We start from the raw sequence: 20,779 nt of genomic DNA on the forward strand, positions 1-20,779 counted from the left end.
CCGCACGCTAGGCTTCCCGTCGGGCTTCGGCGGGCTGTGTCGATGAGGTGGTGGCGGTGGTATCGGGTGGTCTGCGTGACGGCGGCCGAATTCGGCGGTCGGTGACCGGTTATCTGCTGCTGGCGCCCAGTCTGGTCGGTGTGGTCGGATTCCTGCTGATTCCCATCCTGGTCGTGCTGTGGTTGAGCGTGCACAGCTGGGACTTGTTGTCGCCCATGGATTTCGTCGGCCTGAAGAATTGGCGCTCGGTGCTGAGCGACCCGCGGTTCGGGCATTCGCTGCTGGTTACGGTGTTGTTCGTCGCGGTCGTCGTCCCGCTGCAGACCGTTATCGGATTCGCTGTCGCCTGGCCGTTGTCGCGCAATATCCGGGGCGGCGCCGTGCTCCGTGTCGTGTACGCGCTGCCGTGGATCTGTGCGCCGCTGGCGATCGGTGTGGTGTGGCAGTGGATGTTCGCCCCTACCGACGGGGCGATCAACGCGATCCTCGGGCATCGGGTCGAATGGCTCAGCGATCCGGCGCTGGCGTTGCCGGCGGCCGCGACGGTGACGATCTGGTCCAATATCGGTTATGTCGCACTGTTCTTCGTGGCGGGCATTCGTGCGATTCCGGGGGAGGTGCTCGACGCATCCGCCATCGACGGCGCCGCGGGCTGGGGGCGCATCCGCTGGATCGTCCTACCGCTGCTGCGCCCGACGCTGCTGTTCGTCCTCGTCACCGGTGTGATCACCGCATTCCAAGCCTTCGACACCATCTACGCTTTGACCAGGGGCGGGCCCGATCACCGCACGGATGTGGTCGCGATGCGTATGTACTCGGAGGCGTTCGACGCCGCCGAACCCGGTCGGGCCGCGGTGATGGCCCTGGTGGTGTTCGCGCTGATGTTCTCCATCACCGTCGCCCAGCACGTCTACTTCCGAACCAGGACCGGCCATGAAGGCTAGCCGGTTGACCGCGATCTATGTCCTGCTGATCGCGGGTGCGTTGCTCACCGTCGCGCCGCTGGTGCTGAGTGCGCTGACCGCGCTGAAATCACCCGCGCAGTTCGCTACCGGCTCGGCACTGGACGTCCCGGACCCGTTCACCGACACCAACTTCCGCGCGGTATTCGATCTCGGACTCGGCAGGGCGGTCCTGGTCACCGCGCTGATGACGGTGTTCATCACCGTCGGGCAGCTCGTCACCTCGATCCTGGCCGCGTACGCGTTCGCACGGACCGAATTCGCCGGCCGGGACGCGCTGTTCTGGCTCTACCTCGCCACGATGATGGTGCCCGCGACGGTGACCATCATTCCGCTGTATCTGATGTTCGCGCGCCTCGGCCTGCTGAATACCTTCTGGGCGCTGGTTCTTCCGTTCGTATTCGGCTCGCCGTACGCGATATTCCTTCTGCGCCAATACTTTCGGGAGATTCCGGCCGAATACTTCGATGCCGCGCGGCTCGACGGCGCGAGCACCCTCGACCTGATCGTCCACCTGGTGGTGCCGATGAGCCGCCCGATTCTGGCCACCCTCACGCTCATCACCGTGGTGTCGCAATGGAACAGCTTCATGTGGCCGCTGGTCGCCAGTAGTGGTAGCCGATGGCAGGTGCTCACGGTGTCGACCGCGAATGTGCAGACCCGATTCAATGCCCAATGGACGGTGGTGATGGCGGCGAGCACCCTCGCGATCGTGCCATTGCTGCTGCTGTTCATCGTCTTTCAGCGTCAGGTGGTGCGTTCGATCGCGTGGACGGGACTGAAATGACGATGAAATCCTCGACCCGGGTCGTGCTGGGATCGGTGCTCGTCACCGTGCTGCTCGTCGCGGCGGCGATGTGGTTGGGGCGCGACGGTGACGGTTCCGGGCGCGCCATTGTTTGGTTACGGCTCTGGGACCAGAGTTTCGTCGCGCCGTATCGGGCGAGCCTCGATGAATTCCAGCGCGCGAATCAGGATATCGAGGTGCGGATCACGCTCGTTCCTTTCGCGTCGTACCCGCAGAAGCTGCGCCTGGATGTGGCCGGTGGCACCGCCGACGACATCTTCTGGATCAATCTCTACCAGGACTACGCGAATGCGGGCCGGCTGCTCGATATCGACGCCGAACTGGGCCCGCAGGCCAAGCGGGCGTGGGATCGGGTGGCGGTGGAGCAGTTCACGCACAACGGAGTGCTGTGGGGTGTTCCGCAGTTCGTCGACGGCGGCAGCGCGGTGTTCTACAACCGAAATCTGTTGGATGCGGCCCATATTGATCCGAAGGAGCTCGGTGCCCTGCGGTGGAGCCCCGATGATCGCGTCGATACCTTCCGCCCGTTGTTGCGACAGCTGGCGACCGCAGCGCCGTGGGCGTATAACGCCGCCAACGATATCCAGTCGATCACTCTGCCCTACCTGGGATCCGCAGGCGGACAGTTCCAGCGAGCGGGCCGCTTCGATTTCGACAGCGCGGCCGGTCGACTGGCGTTCGAGTACCTGGTGCGACTGGTCGATACGGAGCAGCTGTCGCCCTCGGCCGCCGATACCAACGGCAATGGGGATTTCGCGCGCAACGCCTTCTTGCAGGGCAAGCTCGCGCTGTTCCAGTCGGGATCATTCAATCTCGCCCAGATCGCGGCGGGCGCCGCCTTCCCATGGGGCACGGCGATGATTCCCGCCGGTCCGGCGGGCCGGGTGAGCGCGAACAATGCGATCGCCGTGGCGGGCAACGCGGCCACCCGGCATCCGGCCGAAGTCCGCCGCGTCCTGGCCTGGCTGGGCAGCGCCGAAGGTAACCGGTATCTGGCGGCCGACGGCGCGACAATCCCCGCCGTCACCTCGGAACAGCGCGTCTACCGCGACTATTGGTCGCGTCGCGGTGTCGACGTATCCCCGTTCTTCGACGTGCTGGACGGCCCCCAGATCTCGACGGGCGGTGGTCCGAGGCTTCCGGTCGCCCTGACCGCCATCGATCCCGTGTTCGACGAAATGTTCCTGGGCCGAATCCCGGTCGACGAAGCGCTACACCGTGCCAGTGCCGATGCACAGCACGCAATCGAGCGCTGATCCCGTCCGCCGACCGCGGCTACGGTCAGTGACCGGATACGCGATCGCTCCTTCGACGCTGACCGCTGTGCCGTTCCGCCCAGCGGTCAGCGTCGCAGTGGTCGGGGAAAGTAGTGGGCCGGGGAAGTATTGACAAAGAAAGCTACCCGACCGTAATTTACCCATGGGTCAATTATGTATGTAACTTGACTTCACACGAATGGTTGTCCCATGGAGGCTCCATGTCATCGCGCCAGACCACCACCGGGGGCCCCGGTGACCGGTTCATGCGAGCGGCGACCCGAGGGTTCGTCATCGGGTCATGCGTCTGCGCGTACGCGGCTGCTGCTCACCGATATCCGTGCCGCGGGCACGACGGCATGTCGATCGGCCCTGCGATACCCCGGTGATTCGGCGGCGGTATTCGACGACGGCCGGATGGAGGTGCTGCCGTATCGGCCCGAACCGCTGACCGACGCGCAGGGTCGGCCGATGCGGGTGCCGTGGCGGTTACGGTGGACCGTCCGCGACGGCGCGACCGACATCGTGCGGATCGACGCCGAGGTCGACACTCCGTGGCGAAACGGACACGGCCGCGAGTACGTGAGTGCCTACTCCGATACCGGGACATGGCGATCACGCCCGATCGGCAGGACCGGCTACCTCGAGTGGGTCGACTGCGAGCAGAGCTCAAAACCCTGAGGCATATGACTTGCCTCGCAAGAAATCTGGAGGATTGATGAATTCTGAATGGCGGCTCGCCGCAGTCTCGACCGCGGTGATCTATGGCCGGAATCGGCTCTTCGCCCGAGCGTGGGACGGCGCACCACGGCGCATGGCGGCGACGGCATGAGCGCGCGGATGACGTCCTTCGTCAACGACGGTCTGGAGTTCGACGTGGTCGACACGGGTCCCCTCGACGGCGAAGTGGTGGTGTTGCTGCACGGATTCCCGCAAACCGCGTCGTGCTGGCGGAGCGTCGCGGAACGGCTCAACGCCGCCGGATATCGCACGATCATGCCGACCCAACGCGGCTACTCGCCACATGCGCGGCCGAAGGGGCGCTACGCATACCGCATCGCCGCGCTGACCGGCGATATCGTTGCCCTGATCGGCACGCTCGGCGTCGGGCCGATCCATCTTGTCGGTCACGACTGGGGTGCGACCGTCGCGTGGGCTACCGCCGCCCGCCATCCACACCTCATCCGCACGCTGACCACCGTGTCCGTGCCGCACAGCGGCGCGTTCATGCGCTCGATGCTCCGCAGCAACCAGGCGCTGCGGTCGTACTACATGGCGTTGTTCCAGATCCCGCGCCTGCCGGAGTTGATCGTCGAACGCCGGCCGGCGGTGATGGATACCGCGCTCGAGCGGTCCGGGATGGATGCCGAGAACATCGCGCGCGTCCGAGCCGAGGTCGTCGAATCGGGTGCGCTGACAGGGGCATTGAACTGGTATCGGGCTATAGCCATCAGCACGCCCTCGGCATTGTCGGCGACCGTGCCCGTCGCGACGACACATGTGTGGGGAGCACAGGACATCGCCCTGGCGAGAAGCGGCGCGGAGCTGACCGCGCAGTACGTCACCGGTGACTACTCCCTGCGGGTCCTGCCGGAAGCCACGCATTGGATACCCGAGCAGAATCCCGATCAGCTCACCGAGATCATCATCGATCGCATGAAACGCGCGACGCCACCGGACGCACCTCGCTGAATATGCTGCAGCACAGGGTGTCTCGCGAAGGTTCGGAACCGAGACACCCTGACCGGATTGCCGCTGGGCGACTCGGATCGCCAACCGAAGCACTGATCGGTTCAGTGGGCCTTCTGGATCCAGTCCCGGTAATGCGTGGGTGCCAGATGCGCGTCCGGTCCTGCGATGAGGACATCACCGGTGACGGCGGCGAACATACCGGCCTTGTCGTCGGTGATGACGGTCCGGCTGTCGTGCTGAGCCGCCAGGGTGACCCTGCCGAGTTCGTCGAGGGGGAAGACGTCCGGGCCGGCGAAGTTCCGGATCCCTCGCAGCGGGGTGCCGGTGGAGACCTCGACGACCGCGGCGGCGACGTCCGCGGCGGCGATCGGCTGCAACCGGGTCGCGGGCAGGCGGACGGTGTCGCCGTCGGAGGCCCAGGATATGACCGCGTCCATGAATTCGAAGAATTGGGTCACGCGCACGATGGAGTACGGCGTGGGCCCCTGCCGGAGCAGGTCCTCCTGCAGGGCCTTGGCCCGGTAGTAGTCCAGCTCGGGCACCTGGTCCACCCCGACGATCGAGAGGACGACCTGGTGCCCGACACCGGCACGCTCGCCTGCGGCGAGCAGGTTGTTCATGGAAATGCGGAAGAAGTCCAGGGACGCTTCGTCGAAGGTCGGCGAGTTCGCCAGGTTGATCACAACCTCGGCGCCTTCCAGCGCGTGGTCCAGGCCCTGGCCCGTGATCAGATCGACGCCGGTGGACGGCGCCGCGGGGACGGCCTCGTGTCCGGCTGCGGTCAATTTCTGAATCACCTGCGAGCCGATCCGTCCGGTACCACCGATGACTGTGAGCTTCATGGTTCTCACCTTTCACGGCATGCCACCGGGCATGCCGGGGTCGGAGGGGGCGATTGCACTGATGCCCGAAGTTCTGTTCACCGTGGCGGCCGAAGCCGACCCTGTCCTTTCCCGCGGCCCTGGGCACGAGAAGTCGGCTACCTTTCCGCAGGTTCAAGCATCCCATCAGCAAACCGGTAGCGGACTGTTTCTGCCGCAGATCGCTGGTGGGCTCGAAGGGCCACTGCATCACCACCGCGCAGACGCGGTGCGGGCGTCGTCGAAACCGGTGTTCGGGGTGGGTATTCTCGAAGTCCGCCACACCAACTACGAGACCGAGGTCAACCGCCGATGTGCTACCCCATCCCTTGCCGGACCTGTGGAAAGACCACCTGGGACGGCTGCGGAGCCCACATCGACGAGGTCCGCGCGGCCGTACCGCACGACCAGTGGTGCCCGGGACATGATGGTGAAACTCACCCGCACGGTCGCTGAAAATCCTTGCCCAGCCGATCGGTGGTCCGGGAAGCGCAGCCGAGGGGAGTTTCTCGGTGGCCGCGTCGTCATCCAGGTACGCGAGCGTCGAGATGCGGGCCGGTAACGGCCGATATCAGACCAGGCCCCCAGCGCAGGCAACTACCCAGGCGAGTTCGGGGTGGACGATATCGGAGTGCGCACCGGAGGGCGGTGACCCCTTCTTCACGACGCGGGCGGCGTCGATATTGGCCAGGTCGACGTCGGTGAAGTCGTAGCGGGCGCCGACGTCTTGGAGGGCCAACTCGGTTACGCCGGGTTGATGACCGTCGTGGCCGATACCACCCCAGCGGTAAGTGACATCGGCCAAGCCCGCCGCATCCTCCCTCCCGAGAAAGGATGCCGCCGGGTACAGCACGCCCACCGCGGAATCGTGCACCGAGTAGCAGGCGGTGACTGGCCCCGCGACCCGGCCACTGCGGCCGTGCAGTGCGCCGTGGCGGCCGGCGTCGAACGGCAGGGTAGCGGCGAAGGCGAAATGCGAGAACGCGCCCTGCAACAGGGTGACCGAACGCACTTGTGGCGCAGCGGGATCCAATCCGGCGAGCGCGTAGGCGACGACGCGGGCGCCGAAGCTGTGCCCGATCAGGTCGACATTCAATGCCGGTCGCTGTGCGAGGAGCCGCCCGAGCAGCGGACCGAGGCCGCGTTCACCGACGACGCCCGCACGTCGCTTCATCTGCCAATAGGTGAGCTGGCGGGCCGCTTCCTGCGCGCCATGCCAGAGCCGACGGAACCTGTCACCGAATCCGGCGGCGCCACCGCCGTCCCCGGTGTTGATGCCGAGTTCCTCGAGTTGGGTGGCGAAGCGCGTGAACAGCTCCGCGTCCGGATCGGGTTGCGCCATGAACGGCTGTTGCTCCGATTGTTCCCCGTCGCCGTCACCCGCGGTGGCCGCCGCGATCGTTTGTACGAGTTCTCGTGCGCGCCGCACTGATTCGAGATCATCGGGCCGCTTGTCGATCAGGGTCAGTAGTTCGTCGACGGCGGCGCGCTGGTCGACGGGGAATCCCGTGCGGATCAATGCGCGCATATCGGCATCCGGCGGCGGAGGCGGTTCGAACTCGACCGGTCGGCCGAAGCCCGCCGCGCCGCCGCCAACACCGCCGAGATCGGCCGCCGGTGCGAAATCGGGGATCGGTTCGTCGGACCACCGGGAGGAGGGCCAGAAGACGCCGAGCAGTGCGACGCGACGCCCCGGGACGCCGTGCGCGGCAAGCATCGGCGGGAACTGGCCGAAGAACGCCTCGTAGAGGCGGGTGGCGATGCTCGGCGTGTTGTTCCAGCCGTGACTGAACACGAGCAGATCGGTGGGATCGTGCGCATCGAGTTCGGCGACGAGGTCGCGCTCACCGTCCGGATCGATATCGCCGTTGTCGTCGAAGCGGATCTCGATCAGCGGGAGGCCGCCGATATCCTTGGCCATGGTGGGTCCTTTCCGGGTGGCTCACACCGATTGCAGTGCGCGCATGAGATCGACGAGTCCGTTGCCCTCGAAGTAGCGTTCACGGCCCAGCGGTGACGCCGATTTCACGAAGATGTCTTTGATGCGGTCGGTTTGGGTGATGAATTCCGGCCGCACCGAAAGGAATGCGGCGATGGCGCCGGAGACGTGGGGTGCGGCGAAACTGGTGCCGGTGTCCTCGCCGTAGCAGGCGAGACCGGCCCGCATATCGGTGATTCCGCGTTTGGCCGCGGCCTTTCCGGTGATGCAGGAGGTGATGCGCTCACCGGGGGCGATCAGATCGGGCTTGAGTCGACCGTCGCCGGTCGGGCCCTTCGACGAGAAGTACGAAACACCGTAGGTGTGCGGGGATTCGCGGTGCGTGGAGCCGACGGTGATGGCGCGATCGGCGTTGCCCGGATCGTTGATGGTCATGGTCAGGCCCACATTCGTCTGCCGTTCCCAAGCGCTGAACCGGCCGTAGCCGGTGTTGCCCGCCGCGACCACGACCACCACCCCGGAACGGACCAGCCGGTCGACCTCCTTGCAGAGCGGGCTCTGTCCGCAGGCGAACCATTCGGCGTCGAATTCGTAACCGAGACTGATGTTGACACCGTGGATCCTGGTGACCTTGTCGTTGTCGCCGTTGATCTCCCGGACATAGCGCAGCGCGGCCATCACCGAGATCATGTCGGAGGTGCCCTCGCTGTTGAGCACCTTCAGGCTGACCAGATGCGCCTGCGGCGCCATCCCGGAGATCTGGCCGGTCTCGACCTTGCGGGTGCCGCGGATCGGGCGGGGGTCATCGGGCTCGGTGAACTGCTCGGTGATGACCTGCAGGTCCGCGTCCGGGAAATCGCTGGGCAGGTAACCGGCGATGATCCCGGCGACGTGGGTGCCGTGCCCGAGACCGTCCTGCAGGGCACTGTCGACAGTGTCTTCGCCCGGATGCACCGACGTGGTGAAATCGCGGTGCAGGGTGACGACGTCGTCGGCGAGCAATGTCTTGCCCGCATCGAAATGCGGATGATTGCGATCGATACCGGAATCGACGACGGCCCAACGGATGCCGCGCCCGTCGGCGTCGAAGGAACGACGCGCCGCATCGGCCTTGACGGTGCGCGCCGACTTATCGATGAGCGCTTTGACCGGGAAGTTCGGCCACACGCGGTGGATCACCCGTGGGTTCTTGTAGTCCGCGCTCGGTTCGCAGTCGAGCCGGACCAGCTGTTTCACCTGCTCCATGGACAGCCGGACCCGGACATATTCGTCGAACTGGTCGGTGGGGTAGGGCTGCTGCTGGGCGGGATCGCCCAGCCGGAGCCGCTCGAGCAGCCCGGTCAGTGTCACTGCCGCCATCTTGAGGCCGCCCGGATGATCCACGCGCAGCTCGATAACGACCGAGAGCGGGTCGCTCTCGGTCACGGGCTGGTCGAGCACCCGCGCACGGGTGTCGGGGTCGAGCAGTGGTTTCGCGATTACACTGCGCTGCATCGGATTTCGCTGATCTGGGCTCTGGGTGACCGGAGGCAGTTCGGGGATCGCGAGCCGCCGCTCGGCCTCCACGGCGGCTTCGATGCCCGCCCGCGTGATGCTCCACTGGCGGCGGTTGGACAGCACCAAGCCGTCGTCGCCGAGGAAACGCCGCGCCGAGTAGAGCCGGGACTGCCAGCGCGGCAGATTCTTGCGCGCCGGATCCGGTTGCAGATCCTCATCGCTGGGTTCGAACTCCGGCCTCTGCTCGATCAACCGCATCACCTGCTCCGGTGACGCCTGTTCCAGCGTCCGCAGCGCCACGAGAATGAGGTCTCCGAGCTCCGTTATCGGGGTGAGTGCCATGCGTTGTCTACCTTCCGAGCACACCCCTCTCGGGATGCTGACTCGACGGTAGAACCGGCGCCCACAGGAATCACGGGTAGTTTGCTACTCGTTCCGCGACGGGCCGGTACTCGATTCGAATCCGCACGGCGACAGCGAGTTGCGCTCCGGATGCTTGGCAGCACTCTGCTCGTACAATCCGCGACGCCATTGCGTGGCTTCCCGGCGTGTCATCCGCGGTCCGCTACCTGTGTCCGGCCGTCGGTCCGACAGGACACCGGTTCGGCGCGAGCAGCATCTCGACATGCCTATCTTCGGGAAGCTGTCAGCACCTCCAATGCGACGGGCTCGATGAACAGTCCGTTCGGATCTATCGCCAGCAGCGCCGCGCGGACTTCCCGCTCGAAGGCGACCTGTCGGTCACCGAGCAGTCGGCGAAGTCGAAGCGAGGTCGAGTAGAGGTAGCCGATGGCTTGGTCCACCGTCCACGGTCGCGCGAATTCATAGACCTGTCGATGGACGCGGGAAAACGGTGACCGGGTCAGAACGTCTTCGTGCGATCGGCGGGCATCGGCCACCGGTGCCGGACCTGCCTGCTGGTCGCGTGGCAGAAAGCGTCGCTGGACATCTTCGATGGCTTGTTGCCAGTCGGTGGTGGGCCGCACGAGGCAACTGTCATTGGCGATCACGAGACCGCCGTCGACCTCGACGACGTCGTCGAGAGCCACGAGGACTGCTTCGCGGTCCATCCAATGGAACGAGCGGCCCATGGTCACCAGCCGGAAACGGCCGAACTCGCCGGGCAGTAGCGCTGAACTTCCCTGCACCCAGGCCACATTGGTGATGCCGGCCGCCTCGGCTCGGACCTGGGCCTCGGCCAGCATCCGAGGCTCGGGGTCGACGCCGATCGCCGCGGAGACGTGTTCGGCCAGTGGGAGGGTCAGTTGGCCGGTGCCGCAGCCCAGGTCGAGGAGCAGTCCGGTGCCGTCGAGCCCGAATCGGCTGACGATGCCGTCGAGGACCTCCGCCGGGTAGCCCGGCCGATACCGTGCGTAGTGCCACGCGGTTCCGGAGAACAACCCATCGTCGATCGCATCGGCCATGTGCTCAGACTACTGACGAGCGGTGTTGCGTCCGTACAGCATTCGTGACCGGCTCAGCTGGCGGCTCGTTTTCACGCCGACCTGTACCCGAAGTCCTCCCGTGGCCGACTTGATGGGCTGGCGACAAGTCAGACGGAGAGGTTGCCGAGTTGGTGCAACAGTCGATCGGCGGTGCGCGCGTTGCGTTGTGCGACGTACGCGATCCATACCCAACTGACGATCAACACGGCATAGACGTACGACAACCAGTCTGCCGGGTGCACAGCTTCTGCGAGACGGGCGGCGAGCAACCCAGCGAACAGCGCGGCGAACGCGGTATAGAGCACACGCTGACGCGAGGCTGCATTCTGCGCCTGTTCGAGGCGCGGGATCCACGATTCGGCGGTCGCGTCCGCGGGTAGCTTGCGGGCCTTCAATGCGCGCCCGATTTCGCGGTTCGTGCGTTTTTCGGCCGATTCGAACTCTCTGATAGGGCGCGTATATCCCGAGCGCGCTACCAGAAGTCCGGCGATGATTGAAATGACCACAATGAAGGGGATCAGCTGCATTGGGTGCTGTCTTCTCCTCGTGTGAGAGTTGATCGGCTTGCCTGAATAGATTCGGTCATGCGTGCGGTTGGCGATAGCGACCCATGGGTGAACATCGCCCACCCATGGGTCGCCTTTCGAATCGTGAAGGCACCCCTCATGCCCGCCGCGAACATCCCGTCGCGAAGGTACGTCCCGTCATGATCACCGTCGCGGGGCGCGCCTGGTTTTGACTCGGGCGTCCAGCACATCGCGTTGTGCGTAGCGCAGGAGCCGCATCAAGCGTTCCGCCTCGCCGATCGAGGCGGCGTGCTTGAGTATTCGGTAGAGGCTGCGTCCAGGCTTGTTCAGCGCCCTGAGCCAGAACAGCTCTGAGATCGCCTCCAGCAGAACGGGAACCAGCGCCGTAAGGATCAGCACAATGGCGCCGACAACCAACCCGAGGGTGTGGTTTCCTGCAACAGCCAGAGCGGCGAACGACAGACTACCTATGCTCCTCGAGCCGGCCATCACAGTCGCGACCGCCCCACCACGCGGTTCATATTGTCGATCATGGTCTGCCTCCTCGGTCTTGTGGTCGTGGAGGCTTGGGATCGGGAAGGTCGAAATCTCCCCCGAAGTTGGTGGAGTTCTCAGGAGATTCTCAGTAAGGCCGCGAGGGGTCCGTCGGTGACCAATGACCAACGATGGACCCGGTTGCCGGACGCCGGGTTGGTTGAGCGCGTGCGGCATCCGATCGACCGCACCGAGCGGGAAGCGGCGCTCGGAGAGATCTTCCAGCGGTATCACAAGGTCATGTCCACTGTCTGCGCATACAACCTCGATGATCTGGACCGCGTCAAAGATGTCGTCCAGATCGCCGTCGAGGCCGCCACGAGGGAGCTGATCCGTGGGGACAACCCGGCCGAACCCGAGAAATTGCGAGCTTGGCTGTGCGGGATCGTTCGCAACCGCTGCCACGAGGACCGTCGAAGCCGTGCAAACGAAGGCCCCCTGCCACTGAAGACGCTGACGGCCGACGATGACGAGGCGGACAGACTACGCCGGACGGACGAGGTCAACCGCATGCTCGACATCGTCGCCACAACGTTCACCCGACATCAACGCCGGATCTACCAGTTCAATATCCGTCAAGAACTTCATGGCAAGACGTTGGCGACTGCCCTTTCCACAAGCACGAAGAATGCGTATAAATGGGCTTACGAGAACAAGATTCGGGTGGATGAGGGGTTCGGTGCCCTGATTCTCGCCAAGCACGGTCGGTCGCACTGTGTCCAACTCGCCCGCATTCTCGATCAAGCCGGTTGGGATGGCGAGAATGGCGAGAATGACGACAACTTCACGCGTATCCTGCGGCAGCGCATCCTCCGCCACCTCGGCACCTGCCGGAAATGCGATAACTGTGGCACGTGCGACGGGCAGCGCGCCCGGCTCAAGATGCGCTATTCCCCGGTTTTGATTCCGATTCTCGTTGCGCCGGAGCTGAACGAGAAGATACCGGAGATCATTCGTCGAATTCTCGATGAAGAGGACGAGCGAGATCGTACGGGCAAGCACGATGGTATGAACCTCGCCGCTGCCGGCACAGTCCTGGTCGGCGCCACGACCGATCGGAAAGCCAAGAAGCGCAATTGGGTGGTGGATGGGGTATTCGACGTTCTCCGGGGGTTGTTTCTGATCGCTCTCGTTGTCGTGCTCGGACCCAAGTTGTTCCCGACTGTCTTCGACAAACTGCCGAACTGGCCGAATACACAGAACGCGGCCACGGTGCGGTTGGAGATCCTTGTACCCGGGGGCTACGAGGCGTACATCGCCCCGGTCGGCGTGACATGCACCCCGGTATCGAAGAAGAACTGCGACCTCCAGTTGCGTCCGGGTACCACCGTGACGCTCACCGCCCACCGAGGGGAATTCGTGTCCTACGCTGGGCCGCTGACGTGGATGGGTTGCCCCACGGGCGCGAACTCCTCCGGCGACACCTGCGCGTTCGTCCCGACCGGTAAGGCCAGGGTCTGCCTCATCGAGCCCGGATACCCGATGCCCTGGGACTGGTGCCGCGGCAAACGCTAGTGGTGCCGTCGCGGCCACAGCGCTAATGCTGTGGCCGCGACGGCAGAGTTGTCAGCGATCGAGGTCGATCTCGCGTGCGCCCGGCAACCGGCACAGAACGAAGATCGCCACTGCGAGGACGCCCGCGGTTATCGCTCCCGCCCACATGATCGCGTCCATGCCCGAGGCGGACGCCTGGACAGCGATCCGGTCCACGGCCGGGGCGAATCCCGACATCTGGTCGGGCAGATAGTCGACCACCCGTCGACCGACCCCGGAGCCGAGGGCATCGGTGAGCCGGTCTACTTCATGCGGTGGTATGCCGCGGACGAAAGGCCCTAGGCCCGTGAGCGAACGCTCCGTGGATGCGGTCGCCCGATCGGCGAACAGCGCGCCGAGGCCTGCGATCCCCAGCGCGGTACCGACCTGACGAGCGGTGAGGACCGTACCGCTCGCCATTCCGCTGCGCTCCACACTGACGAAGGCCAGCGCGCCCTGCGAGACGATCACGCTCGCGGCTCCCAGTCCGATACCACCGATGATCGAACCCAGTACGAAATGTGTCCAATGCGTGCCCACCGACACTCCCGTGCACAGGAACAGCCCGACCGCGATCAGCACGACTGCACCGGGCAAGGACCAGCGAATCGGCATGTGCCGCTGCAGGATCGCGACAACGGGTGAGACGAAGAAGGCAGCCAGAGTCAGCGGCAGCGCACACAGACCCGCTTGCAGCGGACTGAACTCCAGGGTGTTCATATAGTAGAGAGCGAGGTAGTTGACACCGGCGAAAATGGTGCCGCCGATTGCCAATCCGCCCAGGGTCAGCGCCGCGAATGTCGGCTGCGCGATCAGGCGGAGGTCGAGCATCGGCTCCGGCGTGCGCAACTCCCAGCCGACGAACACCACAAGAGCGACCAGCGAAGTGATCACCGCGGTGATGATCGTTGCGGAGGTCCATCCCGCGTTGTTGCCCTCGATCAATGCGAAAACACCGGCGAACAGCGCGATGCTGATTGTTGCGGTACCGACCCAATCTGCTCGACGCGGCCGCAGATCGCGCGATTCCGCCATGTAACGCCACGCGGCGAGGAAGGCCAGGATTCCGAGTGGCACATTGATGAGGAAGATCGCCTCCCAGCCCATCGTGTCCACGACGATTCCACCGATCAGCGGCCCCGCGGCGGCCGCACTGGCGAGCACGGCCCCGTATACGGCGATCGCACGTGCCCGGCTTCGGGGCTCGACGAACGTGGCGGCGATAATCGGCAACGATATGCCGAACAGCAGGGCCGCACCGACACCTTGAACACCGCGGGCCATGTTCAGCGCCAAGATCGATGGAGCCATCGCACATGCCACCGAGGCGGTGGTGAAGACGACGACGCCGACCAGATACAGCCGCTTGCGTCCGATCCGGTCACCAAGCGTCGCGGCGATCAGCACCATCCCGGCGATAGGCAGGGTGTATGCATCGACCACCCATTGCAGCGAGTCGAGCGTCGCGGTGAAGGTGGACTGGAGTTCCGCCAGCGCCGTCGCCACGATCGTGAGATCGAGCAGCAGCATGAACGTGCTCAAACATACCGCTGCGAGGGTGATTCGAGCGTTCCGAACGACTGGCGGAGCCGGCCGATCGGCCACCGGCTCGCGCAGTTCTTCTTTGAGATGGGTCACCAATTGGCTCCTCTACCATCGGTCGGGGCCACCGCGCGTTTCATTGCGGGGTTCGGCAGTCGGGTCATCCGGGCGATTCCGCTGACCACCCAGGGCGCGCTCTCGGCGATCGCGAGAAGCTTCGATTGGTAGCGCGGCGACACCAATGCCTGAGAGAGCCAGGTCGCCTGCCGGATCCGGTATCGGACGTCGCGCGCCAGTCGTGCTTGGTACCGGTCGGCGTCGTATCCCCGTTGCCATGCCGCGACTGCCAGGCTCGCACTATGGAGCGCAATGGACATCCCGTCACCCGCGAACGAGGGGATCACCGCACCCTGATCGCCGAGCCGCCAGACGCCATCGGACGTTCGCGCGATATAGCCGTACGGAATGGACGATACGGCGTGCATCTTCGGATGAACCGGATCAGCACCAACCAATCGCTCCGCGATTGCCGGGTCGATACTTCCGAAGTCCCGATCCCATCCCGGTCCCGCCTGCGCCTTGTCGAGCAGCAGACAGACGTTCGTTTCCCCGCCCTCGACCGGGTTGATCCCGCAGTAACCCCCGGGTACGAAGACCAGCTCGACGTGGTTGCCGAGTGCGCCGGACTGTGCGGGTGTGAGCTTCCAGTGTTGTTTGAATCCCGCCAACCCGGATTGCACACCCTTGCCGCACTCCCGGGTCCACCCACGTAGGTCGTGTTTTCCGGTAGCGAGGAAGATCTCGCGGCCATCGAAGTCCTGCTTGTCGGTCTCGACGCGCCATCGGCCGACTTCGCCTGTCAGCTTGCGCGCTCGGATACCGCGGTGCACATCGACGCCCTCCTGCGCGGCGCGGCCGATCAACTCCTCGTCGAGGACGTGACGTGACAGGCCCAACGCGCGGAACGGAAGCCGTACATCGACGTTGTGCTGGCGGCTACGCAACCGCACGCCATCCATCGGCACCCCGCCGAGCCCGTCTGGATCGACGCCGAGCCGATCGAGATACGTCAGCGCCTCACGGCTGAGGAACTCGCCGCACACCTTGCCGAAGGTTCGGGCCTCCTTTTCCAGCAGCGCAACCCGCGCTCCGCTGCGCGCCAGTCCGATCGCGACCGCCGACCCTGCGAGGCCGCCGCCGACGACGACAGCGTCATATCGACCGGCGGCCGGCCGGGAAGGCAGTGGACGGCCGTTCGTCTTCGGCTCGAGTTGGGCACCAGGTGCCTGAAGTAAGTCGCTATTCACGGCGGTCCTCTCAGGCGATATGGAACAGCAGGGTCTCGGCCGTGAGGCCGGGGCCGAAGGCCATCCCGCAGCCGCGCTTGCCGCTATTGGCTCCGTCGCTGGCATTCATCATCTGCTGGAGAACGAAGAAAATGGTTGCAGATGACATATTCCCGAACCGATCGAGAATGTCTCGTGAATACCGGAGGTCTGTCGACCCGAGCTCCAGGGCCTCTTCGACCGAATCCAGGATGAGCCGGCCACCGGGATGGACTGCCCACAGATCGATCGAATCCGTCTGTGCACCATTGAGGATGATCTTGGTGTTCTCGGCGTTCAGCGCATCCTTGAGAGCTCCCGGCACACGACGGGACAGGACCATATCGAACCCGGTGTCGCCGATATGCCAGGACATCTGATCGTGCGTATCCGGCACCACCAACGCGGTAAACGAATCGAGGCCGATACCCTGTTCCTCGCTGGTGATCAGCGCTGCTGCGCAACCATCGGCGAACAGCAACGATGAGATGGACATTTCGAGGTTCTTGGGCATCTGCAGGTGGAGTGAGCAGAGTTCGAGGGAAAGCACCAGTACCTTTGCGTTGGGCTCGGAGCGAACGATGTGGTTCGCGAATTTCAAGCCGTTCACGCCGGCGAAGCACCCCATGAAACCGACGGTCGTGCGTTCCGCGTTGGGATTGATGCCGAACCGCTTGATCAACTCGAGGTCCAGACCCGGGGAGAAGAATCCCGTACAGGTGATGACGACGATGTGGGTGATGTCGGCGGCAATGTCATCGATGTCCAGTCCGGCCACGGCCCTGGCGGCGAGGTCGGGGGCAGCCTCCTTGTACGCGGCCATTCTGGCCGCGGTGCTGACCGCGTCCGGGTCGGAGCCGTAGAACTCGGACGGCTGATCCAGCACCGAGTAGCGGCTCGAGATCTGACACTGCGGAATGACCTTTTCCAATAGCAGCCTGTGACGCTTCAGCTGGGTCACCTCGAGGAGGTTGTCGCACAGCAGTTGATGGACTTCGTTCGTTGGAACAGCTGTGGAAATCTTGTTCACGTACGCAGTCGTCATTAAATATCCTTTGCCGAGACCGAACCCGTCGGAAGCTTTGCTGCCGGACCGGTGGCGTTCCTGTCGAACACCTGGCATGAATAATTTCGCAGTTACCTGCTCGCTAACACCACCCATAGGGTGGGAACCTGCCCACCCCGGGATGTCGACATCCACGCCTCGGGTACGCGCGAACTAGTTGTCGAGCGCAACCAATCGGCGCGTCCTAGATAATTAGTTATCCAGTCTATCGATATATTACAGCGATACCTTCGTCGGAATGAATTCGACAATCTTTCCAAGAACAACCACTACAAGCCGAGTTTGGTGACAGCGTTGTCTTCCAAGGGATTTGCGGTGCGGATGTAACCGTGCACGGTGCGGGGGTTGGACCAGCGGCCCTGGCGCATGATTTCGCGGTCGCTGGCGCCGCCGAGGGCGGCTTGGGTGGCGAATCCGGCGCGGAGGGAGTGGCCGGAGAAGAGGTCGGGGTCGAGGCCGGCGCGGGCGGCATAGCGTTTGACGAGTTCGGCGACGGCACGCCCGGATATGGGGTCGGCGCCGACCGTACCGTGACGATTGATGGTGGGGAACAAGGGCAGGCCGGAATCGTCGGCGAGGGCGGTTCCGGTGAAGCCGTGGCAGCGATGGATGCTCGGATCCGTTTCGGGTGCGTCCGCGAGCCAGGACCGCATGCCGAGAGTGCCGTCGACGGTATGGATTTCGAGCAGCCGAACCCAGTCGGCGAAGGCGCAGACCGGGCAGGTGCGCGGGCGTTGTCCGCGCGGCAGCGCGACGCGTTGTTCGGCGACGCCGGTCGGGTCGGTCTTGGTAGTCGGCAGATGGACGAGCAGGACCGGTTCGCCGGTCGTGTGGTCCAGATTCACGCGCACGTCGGCGACCCGGAGTGCCGCAAGTTCGCTACGCCGGAGAGCGCCCGCGAATCCGATCAGCAGGGCGAGCGCGTCGCGGCGGCGCGCGGGCTCGGTCGGCCAACCCGGTTCGGGGAGCTCGGCCAGCAGTTGATCGAGGGTGTGCAGCAGGACCGGGCGTTTGCGGGTCGGCGGTGTGCGACGGGTGCGGCGGATGCCCCGCAGGGTCAGCCGCACCACATCCGAGCGCGTGGGGGAGGGCAACCCGTTGGCTGCGTGGACGGCCGCGATCGCGGCGGACTTGCGCTCCAGAGTCACCGGGCTGAATGCCCACCCACCATTGTCGCGGCGCGCATCAGCGGCGGCCGCCAGATAGACGGCCACATCCAATGCGTCCGCGGGCATCGCCTGCCGACCCTCCGCGGCACACCAGCCCGCCCACGCGATCCAATCCGTCCGGTACGCGCGCAGAGTATTCGCCGACTGCGACGCCTCCAGGTAGCGCCGCAATGATCCGGCCTGGTCGTCGTCGAAGCGTTCCCGCACCAACCGCAGTGCGGCCGCGTCCACGAGCACACTGCGCACCCCGCGCCGCAGCTCGGTCCGCACCGACTCCGGCACGGCGACCACCGCATCACGCTCGCTCACCGCTCGCTCCCAACTCACCGAGCCGCGCAATCCAGCACGGAGAACTGGTTGCCGCCGACCACCACTTTCGACGACCAAGACTATGCGTTCGCCCATGGTTCTGGCGGGCACCGAGCCGAACGACCGTTGGCCGATCCGGGCGTTGCCAGTGATGAACCGGTGCGGGCCGCTTCCGGAATACGTGACGTCCCAGGCTCTTCGAGAACGGTGTCGTCAGTCGCAGCAGTCGCAGTCGTGCTCGGTCGTGCCGGTCGCAGCGGGTGTGGGACAGCAGGTGTCGCCGCGCCAGGCGTTGATACCTTCCTTGATCGCGATGGCGGCGATGACGAGCGCGGCGATCGGATCGGCCCACGACCAGCCGAGCAGACTGTTGAGCAGCAGCCCGACCAGCAGGACCACCGACAGATAAGTGCAGAGGAGGGTCTGTTTGGAATCGGCGACCGCGGATACGGAACCGAGTTCACGCCCGGCGCGACGTTGCGCCCACGACAGCACCGGCATCACGACCGAACTCACTGCGGCCAGGGTGATTCCGATCGGGGAATGTTGGGCTTCGCCGATGCCGAGCAGACCGCGGATCGAGTCGACGGTGATGTAGGCGGCCAGGGCGAAGAACGAGAACGCGATGATCCGCAGCGCGATCTTCTCTCGCGTCTCGGGGTCGCGGCCAGCGAACTGCCAGGCGACCGCCGCCGCGGAGGGCACCTCGATCACCGAATCGAGCCCGAACCCGATCAGCGCGGTCGACGAGACGCGAGTTCCTTCGGTCAAGGCGATGATCGCTTCGATGATGTTGTAGGAAATCGTCGCTGCGACGAACCAGCGGATCCGTCGCGCGAGGAGCTCCCGCCGCTGCGTGCTCGGGCCCGCCGTGGTCGGTGTCACGGGCAGTGATGGCATCGGCAGCGGTGCGGTCATCAGCAGCATCCTTGGGTGTCGGCGGCCGCGCAGCAGGCCGGATCGACCGCCAGCACCAGCCCCAGCAGATCCTGCAACGCCCGCCCGATGTGCGGGTCGGCGAGTTCGTAGCGGCTGCGACGCCCCTCCGGAACCGCGACGACCAGACCGCAACCACGCAGGCAGGCAAGGTGATTGGACAGGATCGGGCGCGAGACGCCGATCTGTTCGGCCAGATCCGACGGATAGCTCGCGCTGATTCGCAGGTTCAGCAGAATCTGGGTCCGTGTCGGGTCCGACAGCGCGTGCCCGAAGCGGGCCAGCGCGTCCCAGTGCATCGCGGTCTCCACCTGTTGATGATACATGAAAATCTGTATTCAGAAAAGGATGAATCATTGACGAGCGACCGTGCTGCCGTCGTGTCATTGTGTTGCTGCCCTGAAACACTTTGTTCGACCGGTTGGCGGCTGTCATGCTCAACCCCGATCCAGCCGGAGGAGGCGTGCATGGGTACATGGGGTGTGGTGTGCGCGTTCGACGCGGAGAGGTTCCGAACCGCTGTTGTCCCGGCCCTGAGGTCCGGACCTGACCATCCGATCGTCGCGGGCGCCATTCGCCGCTGGCGAGCTCACTCTCTCATAGCGCTCAGCGCCGAGATCCCTGGTGATTTCGAGGGGCTGGCCGAGGTGATGACCCATGTCGACGACTCGTTCTCCGACTGCGACCTCGGACGTAGATTCCACGTCGTCAACGGCGAGATCCGCACGCGGTCAGAGCCACCGAACCTCTTCGACTACGACGGATCGATATGGTGCTCTGACGATTTCGTCGACCTCGTGGAGTGGATCATCACCCGGGAGACGCTGCGAGCCTGCGCGCGGCTCGGCAGCCGGGGCTCGCGCGTCTCGAGCGTCTTCGATGAGTACCGGGGCCAACAGTACGCACCGGTCACCGAGCTGGACACACTGCTCGCGCGACTGGACTACGGTGCGGCCTACTTGATCGACCGCACCGGCGGTGAGGGTATCCACGGCTGGCTCGACGCCGCCGAAACCCGACGCCTCGCCTCCCTGATGCCGCCGAAACCCCGGGGCGACATCAGCGAGCTGTCAACGACCGACTGGATGCAGGTGCAACTGTGGGCGGTCTTGGACTGGGCCATCGACCACGATCTCGGTCTACTGTGGGGAGGTGACCTCCGTGTCCTCTACGAGAACCACCCCGAGGTCGTATTCTTCGATGACGGTGCGACACTGCCGATATGGCTCGAGGGCGACACCGATCCCGACCATCGCGACGGCGACGACGAATCGCCTGAGCCGCGCCCGACGGCGGACTTGTAGAAACTCCCTGCGCCGGAGGGTGTCTCGCGAACGAGCGGTTGTACATCAGCCCGGTGCGCCGTTGGCCGGGGACGG

Annotated in this window: 20 protein-coding genes; 8 read left to right on the top strand and 12 right to left on the bottom strand. The window is 65.0% G+C overall.

Translation table 11 applies throughout. From position 1 onward, the window contains the following. Positions 1-56: 56 nt before the first annotated feature. From AB0H61_RS34270 to AB0H61_RS34290, 5 genes are all read left to right on the top strand, one after another. Entirely contained in the window at positions 57-944 is an 888-nt protein-coding gene (locus AB0H61_RS34270; protein ID WP_357311965.1) for a sugar ABC transporter permease, read from the top strand. Then, complete coding sequence (locus tag AB0H61_RS34275) at positions 934-1,749, top strand: carbohydrate ABC transporter permease (RefSeq protein ID WP_357311909.1); 816 nt, start codon at positions 934-936, stop codon at positions 1,747-1,749. The genes AB0H61_RS34270 and AB0H61_RS34275 overlap by 11 nt, the downstream gene beginning before the upstream one ends. Before the next feature lie 2 nt (positions 1,750-1,751). Next, entirely contained in the window at positions 1,752-3,026 is a 1,275-nt protein-coding gene (locus AB0H61_RS34280) for a sugar ABC transporter substrate-binding protein (protein WP_357311910.1), read from the top strand. Positions 3,027-3,281: 255 nt separating this feature from the next. Further along, entirely contained in the window at positions 3,282-3,707 is a 426-nt protein-coding gene (locus AB0H61_RS34285) for a DUF6670 family protein (protein ID WP_357311911.1), read from the top strand. Between the two features lie 147 nt (positions 3,708-3,854). Next, positions 3,855-4,718 (top strand): alpha/beta fold hydrolase, encoded by an 864-nt coding sequence (locus AB0H61_RS34290; protein ID WP_357311912.1) that lies wholly within the window; start codon positions 3,855-3,857, stop codon positions 4,716-4,718. A gap of 101 nt (positions 4,719-4,819) precedes the next feature. Here AB0H61_RS34290 and AB0H61_RS34295 read toward each other — a convergent pair whose 3' ends face one another. Next, positions 4,820-5,560, bottom strand: a complete 741-nt coding sequence (locus AB0H61_RS34295) for an NAD(P)H-binding protein (RefSeq protein ID WP_357311913.1) — start codon at positions 5,558-5,560, stop codon at positions 4,820-4,822. Between AB0H61_RS34295 and AB0H61_RS34300 the strand changes: the two genes are divergently transcribed. Then, positions 5,544-6,140 carry a hypothetical protein gene (locus tag AB0H61_RS34300; RefSeq protein ID WP_357311969.1) on the top strand — a complete coding sequence of 199 codons (597 nt, stop codon included), beginning with the start codon at positions 5,544-5,546 and terminating at the stop codon, positions 6,138-6,140. The two genes, AB0H61_RS34295 and AB0H61_RS34300, sit on opposite strands and share 17 nt — an antisense overlap. Positions 6,141-6,149: 9 nt before the next feature. Here the strand turns inward: AB0H61_RS34300 and AB0H61_RS34305 are convergent, their stop codons facing one another. The 5 genes from AB0H61_RS34305 to AB0H61_RS34325 form a co-directional block, all read right to left on the bottom strand. Next, positions 6,150-7,499: a serine-threonine protein kinase gene (locus tag AB0H61_RS34305; protein WP_357311914.1), complete on the bottom strand. Its 1,350-nt coding sequence runs from the start codon at positions 7,497-7,499 to the stop codon at positions 6,150-6,152. 21 nt (positions 7,500-7,520) lie between these two features. After that, a complete protein-coding gene (locus AB0H61_RS34310) occupies positions 7,521-9,356 on the bottom strand; it encodes a S8 family peptidase (protein ID WP_357311915.1) in 1,836 nt (611 codons plus the stop codon). A 287-nt stretch (positions 9,357-9,643) separates the two neighbouring features. After that, positions 9,644-10,438 carry a class I SAM-dependent methyltransferase gene (locus tag AB0H61_RS34315; RefSeq protein ID WP_357311916.1) on the bottom strand — a complete coding sequence of 265 codons (795 nt, stop codon included), beginning with the start codon at positions 10,436-10,438 and terminating at the stop codon, positions 9,644-9,646. Positions 10,439-10,566: 128 nt separating this feature from the next. Then, the gene (locus tag AB0H61_RS34320) at positions 10,567-10,986 is read right to left on the bottom strand and encodes a hypothetical protein (protein WP_357311917.1); all 420 of its coding nucleotides are present in this window, start codon (positions 10,984-10,986) and stop codon (positions 10,567-10,569) included. A 183-nt stretch (positions 10,987-11,169) separates the two neighbouring features. Further along, positions 11,170-11,385: a hypothetical protein gene (locus tag AB0H61_RS34325; RefSeq protein ID WP_357311918.1), complete on the bottom strand. Its 216-nt coding sequence runs from the start codon at positions 11,383-11,385 to the stop codon at positions 11,170-11,172. 249 nt (positions 11,386-11,634) lie between these two features. Between AB0H61_RS34325 and AB0H61_RS34330 the strand changes: the two genes are divergently transcribed. After that, positions 11,635-13,035 (top strand): hypothetical protein, encoded by a 1,401-nt coding sequence (locus AB0H61_RS34330; protein WP_357311919.1) that lies wholly within the window; start codon positions 11,635-11,637, stop codon positions 13,033-13,035. A gap of 51 nt (positions 13,036-13,086) precedes the next feature. On the opposite strand, the gene AB0H61_RS34335 is transcribed toward AB0H61_RS34330, so the two are convergent. The 6 genes from AB0H61_RS34335 to AB0H61_RS34360 all read right to left on the bottom strand — a co-directional run bounded on the left by AB0H61_RS34335 (position 13,087) and on the right by AB0H61_RS34360 (position 19,711). Then, positions 13,087-14,691 (bottom strand): DHA2 family efflux MFS transporter permease subunit, encoded by a 1,605-nt coding sequence (locus tag AB0H61_RS34335; protein WP_357311920.1) that lies wholly within the window; start codon positions 14,689-14,691, stop codon positions 13,087-13,089. Continuing rightward, positions 14,688-15,902 (bottom strand): NAD(P)/FAD-dependent oxidoreductase, encoded by a 1,215-nt coding sequence (locus AB0H61_RS34340; RefSeq protein ID WP_357311921.1) that lies wholly within the window; start codon positions 15,900-15,902, stop codon positions 14,688-14,690. The genes AB0H61_RS34335 and AB0H61_RS34340 overlap by 4 nt, the downstream gene beginning before the upstream one ends. A gap of 10 nt (positions 15,903-15,912) precedes the next feature. After that, positions 15,913-17,082 carry a type III polyketide synthase gene (locus AB0H61_RS34345; protein WP_357311922.1) on the bottom strand — a complete coding sequence of 390 codons (1,170 nt, stop codon included), beginning with the start codon at positions 17,080-17,082 and terminating at the stop codon, positions 15,913-15,915. A 173-nt stretch (positions 17,083-17,255) separates the two neighbouring features. Then, on the bottom strand, positions 17,256-18,464 hold the full coding sequence (locus tag AB0H61_RS34350; RefSeq protein ID WP_357311923.1) for a site-specific integrase: 1,209 nt from the start codon (positions 18,462-18,464) through the stop codon (positions 17,256-17,258). 213 nt (positions 18,465-18,677) lie between these two features. Further along, positions 18,678-19,382 (bottom strand): cation transporter, encoded by a 705-nt coding sequence (locus tag AB0H61_RS34355; protein ID WP_357311924.1) that lies wholly within the window; start codon positions 19,380-19,382, stop codon positions 18,678-18,680. Further along, positions 19,382-19,711: a metalloregulator ArsR/SmtB family transcription factor gene (locus AB0H61_RS34360; RefSeq protein WP_357311925.1), complete on the bottom strand. Its 330-nt coding sequence runs from the start codon at positions 19,709-19,711 to the stop codon at positions 19,382-19,384. Before AB0H61_RS34360 ends, AB0H61_RS34355 begins: the two co-directional genes overlap by 1 nt. Before the next feature lie 156 nt (positions 19,712-19,867). On the opposite strand from AB0H61_RS34360, the gene AB0H61_RS34365 reads away from it, so the two are divergent. Continuing rightward, on the top strand, positions 19,868-20,704 hold the full coding sequence (locus AB0H61_RS34365; RefSeq protein ID WP_357311926.1) for a hypothetical protein: 837 nt from the start codon (positions 19,868-19,870) through the stop codon (positions 20,702-20,704). The last annotated feature ends 75 nt before the right edge of the window (positions 20,705-20,779 follow it).

The sequence above is a fragment of the Nocardia sp. NPDC050710 genome, assembly GCF_040654375.1.
Taxonomy (GTDB): Bacteria; Actinomycetota; Actinomycetes; order Mycobacteriales; family Mycobacteriaceae; genus Nocardia.

Coding starts and splice junctions, on each gene's coding strand:
- AB0H61_RS34275 (WP_357311909.1), top strand. CDS start 934: ATGAAGGCTAGCCGGTTGACCGCGATCTATGTCCTGCTGATCGCGGGT.
- AB0H61_RS34280 (WP_357311910.1), top strand. CDS start 1,752: ATGAAATCCTCGACCCGGGTCGTGCTGGGATCGGTGCTCGTCACCGTG.
- AB0H61_RS34290 (WP_357311912.1), top strand. CDS start 3,855: ATGAGCGCGCGGATGACGTCCTTCGTCAACGACGGTCTGGAGTTCGAC.
- AB0H61_RS34300 (WP_357311969.1), top strand. CDS start 5,544: ATGACTGTGAGCTTCATGGTTCTCACCTTTCACGGCATGCCACCGGGC.
- AB0H61_RS34295 (WP_357311913.1), bottom strand. CDS start 5,560: ATGAAGCTCACAGTCATCGGTGGTACCGGACGGATCGGCTCGCAGGTG.
- AB0H61_RS34305 (WP_357311914.1), bottom strand. CDS start 7,499: ATGGCCAAGGATATCGGCGGCCTCCCGCTGATCGAGATCCGCTTCGAC.
- AB0H61_RS34310 (WP_357311915.1), bottom strand. CDS start 9,356: ATGGCACTCACCCCGATAACGGAGCTCGGAGACCTCATTCTCGTGGCG.
- AB0H61_RS34315 (WP_357311916.1), bottom strand. CDS start 10,438: ATGGCCGATGCGATCGACGATGGGTTGTTCTCCGGAACCGCGTGGCAC.
- AB0H61_RS34320 (WP_357311917.1), bottom strand. CDS start 10,986: ATGCAGCTGATCCCCTTCATTGTGGTCATTTCAATCATCGCCGGACTT.
- AB0H61_RS34345 (WP_357311922.1), bottom strand. CDS start 17,082: ATGGGTGGTGTTAGCGAGCAGGTAACTGCGAAATTATTCATGCCAGGT.
- AB0H61_RS34355 (WP_357311924.1), bottom strand. CDS start 19,382: ATGACCGCACCGCTGCCGATGCCATCACTGCCCGTGACACCGACCACG.
- AB0H61_RS34365 (WP_357311926.1), top strand. CDS start 19,868: ATGGGTACATGGGGTGTGGTGTGCGCGTTCGACGCGGAGAGGTTCCGA.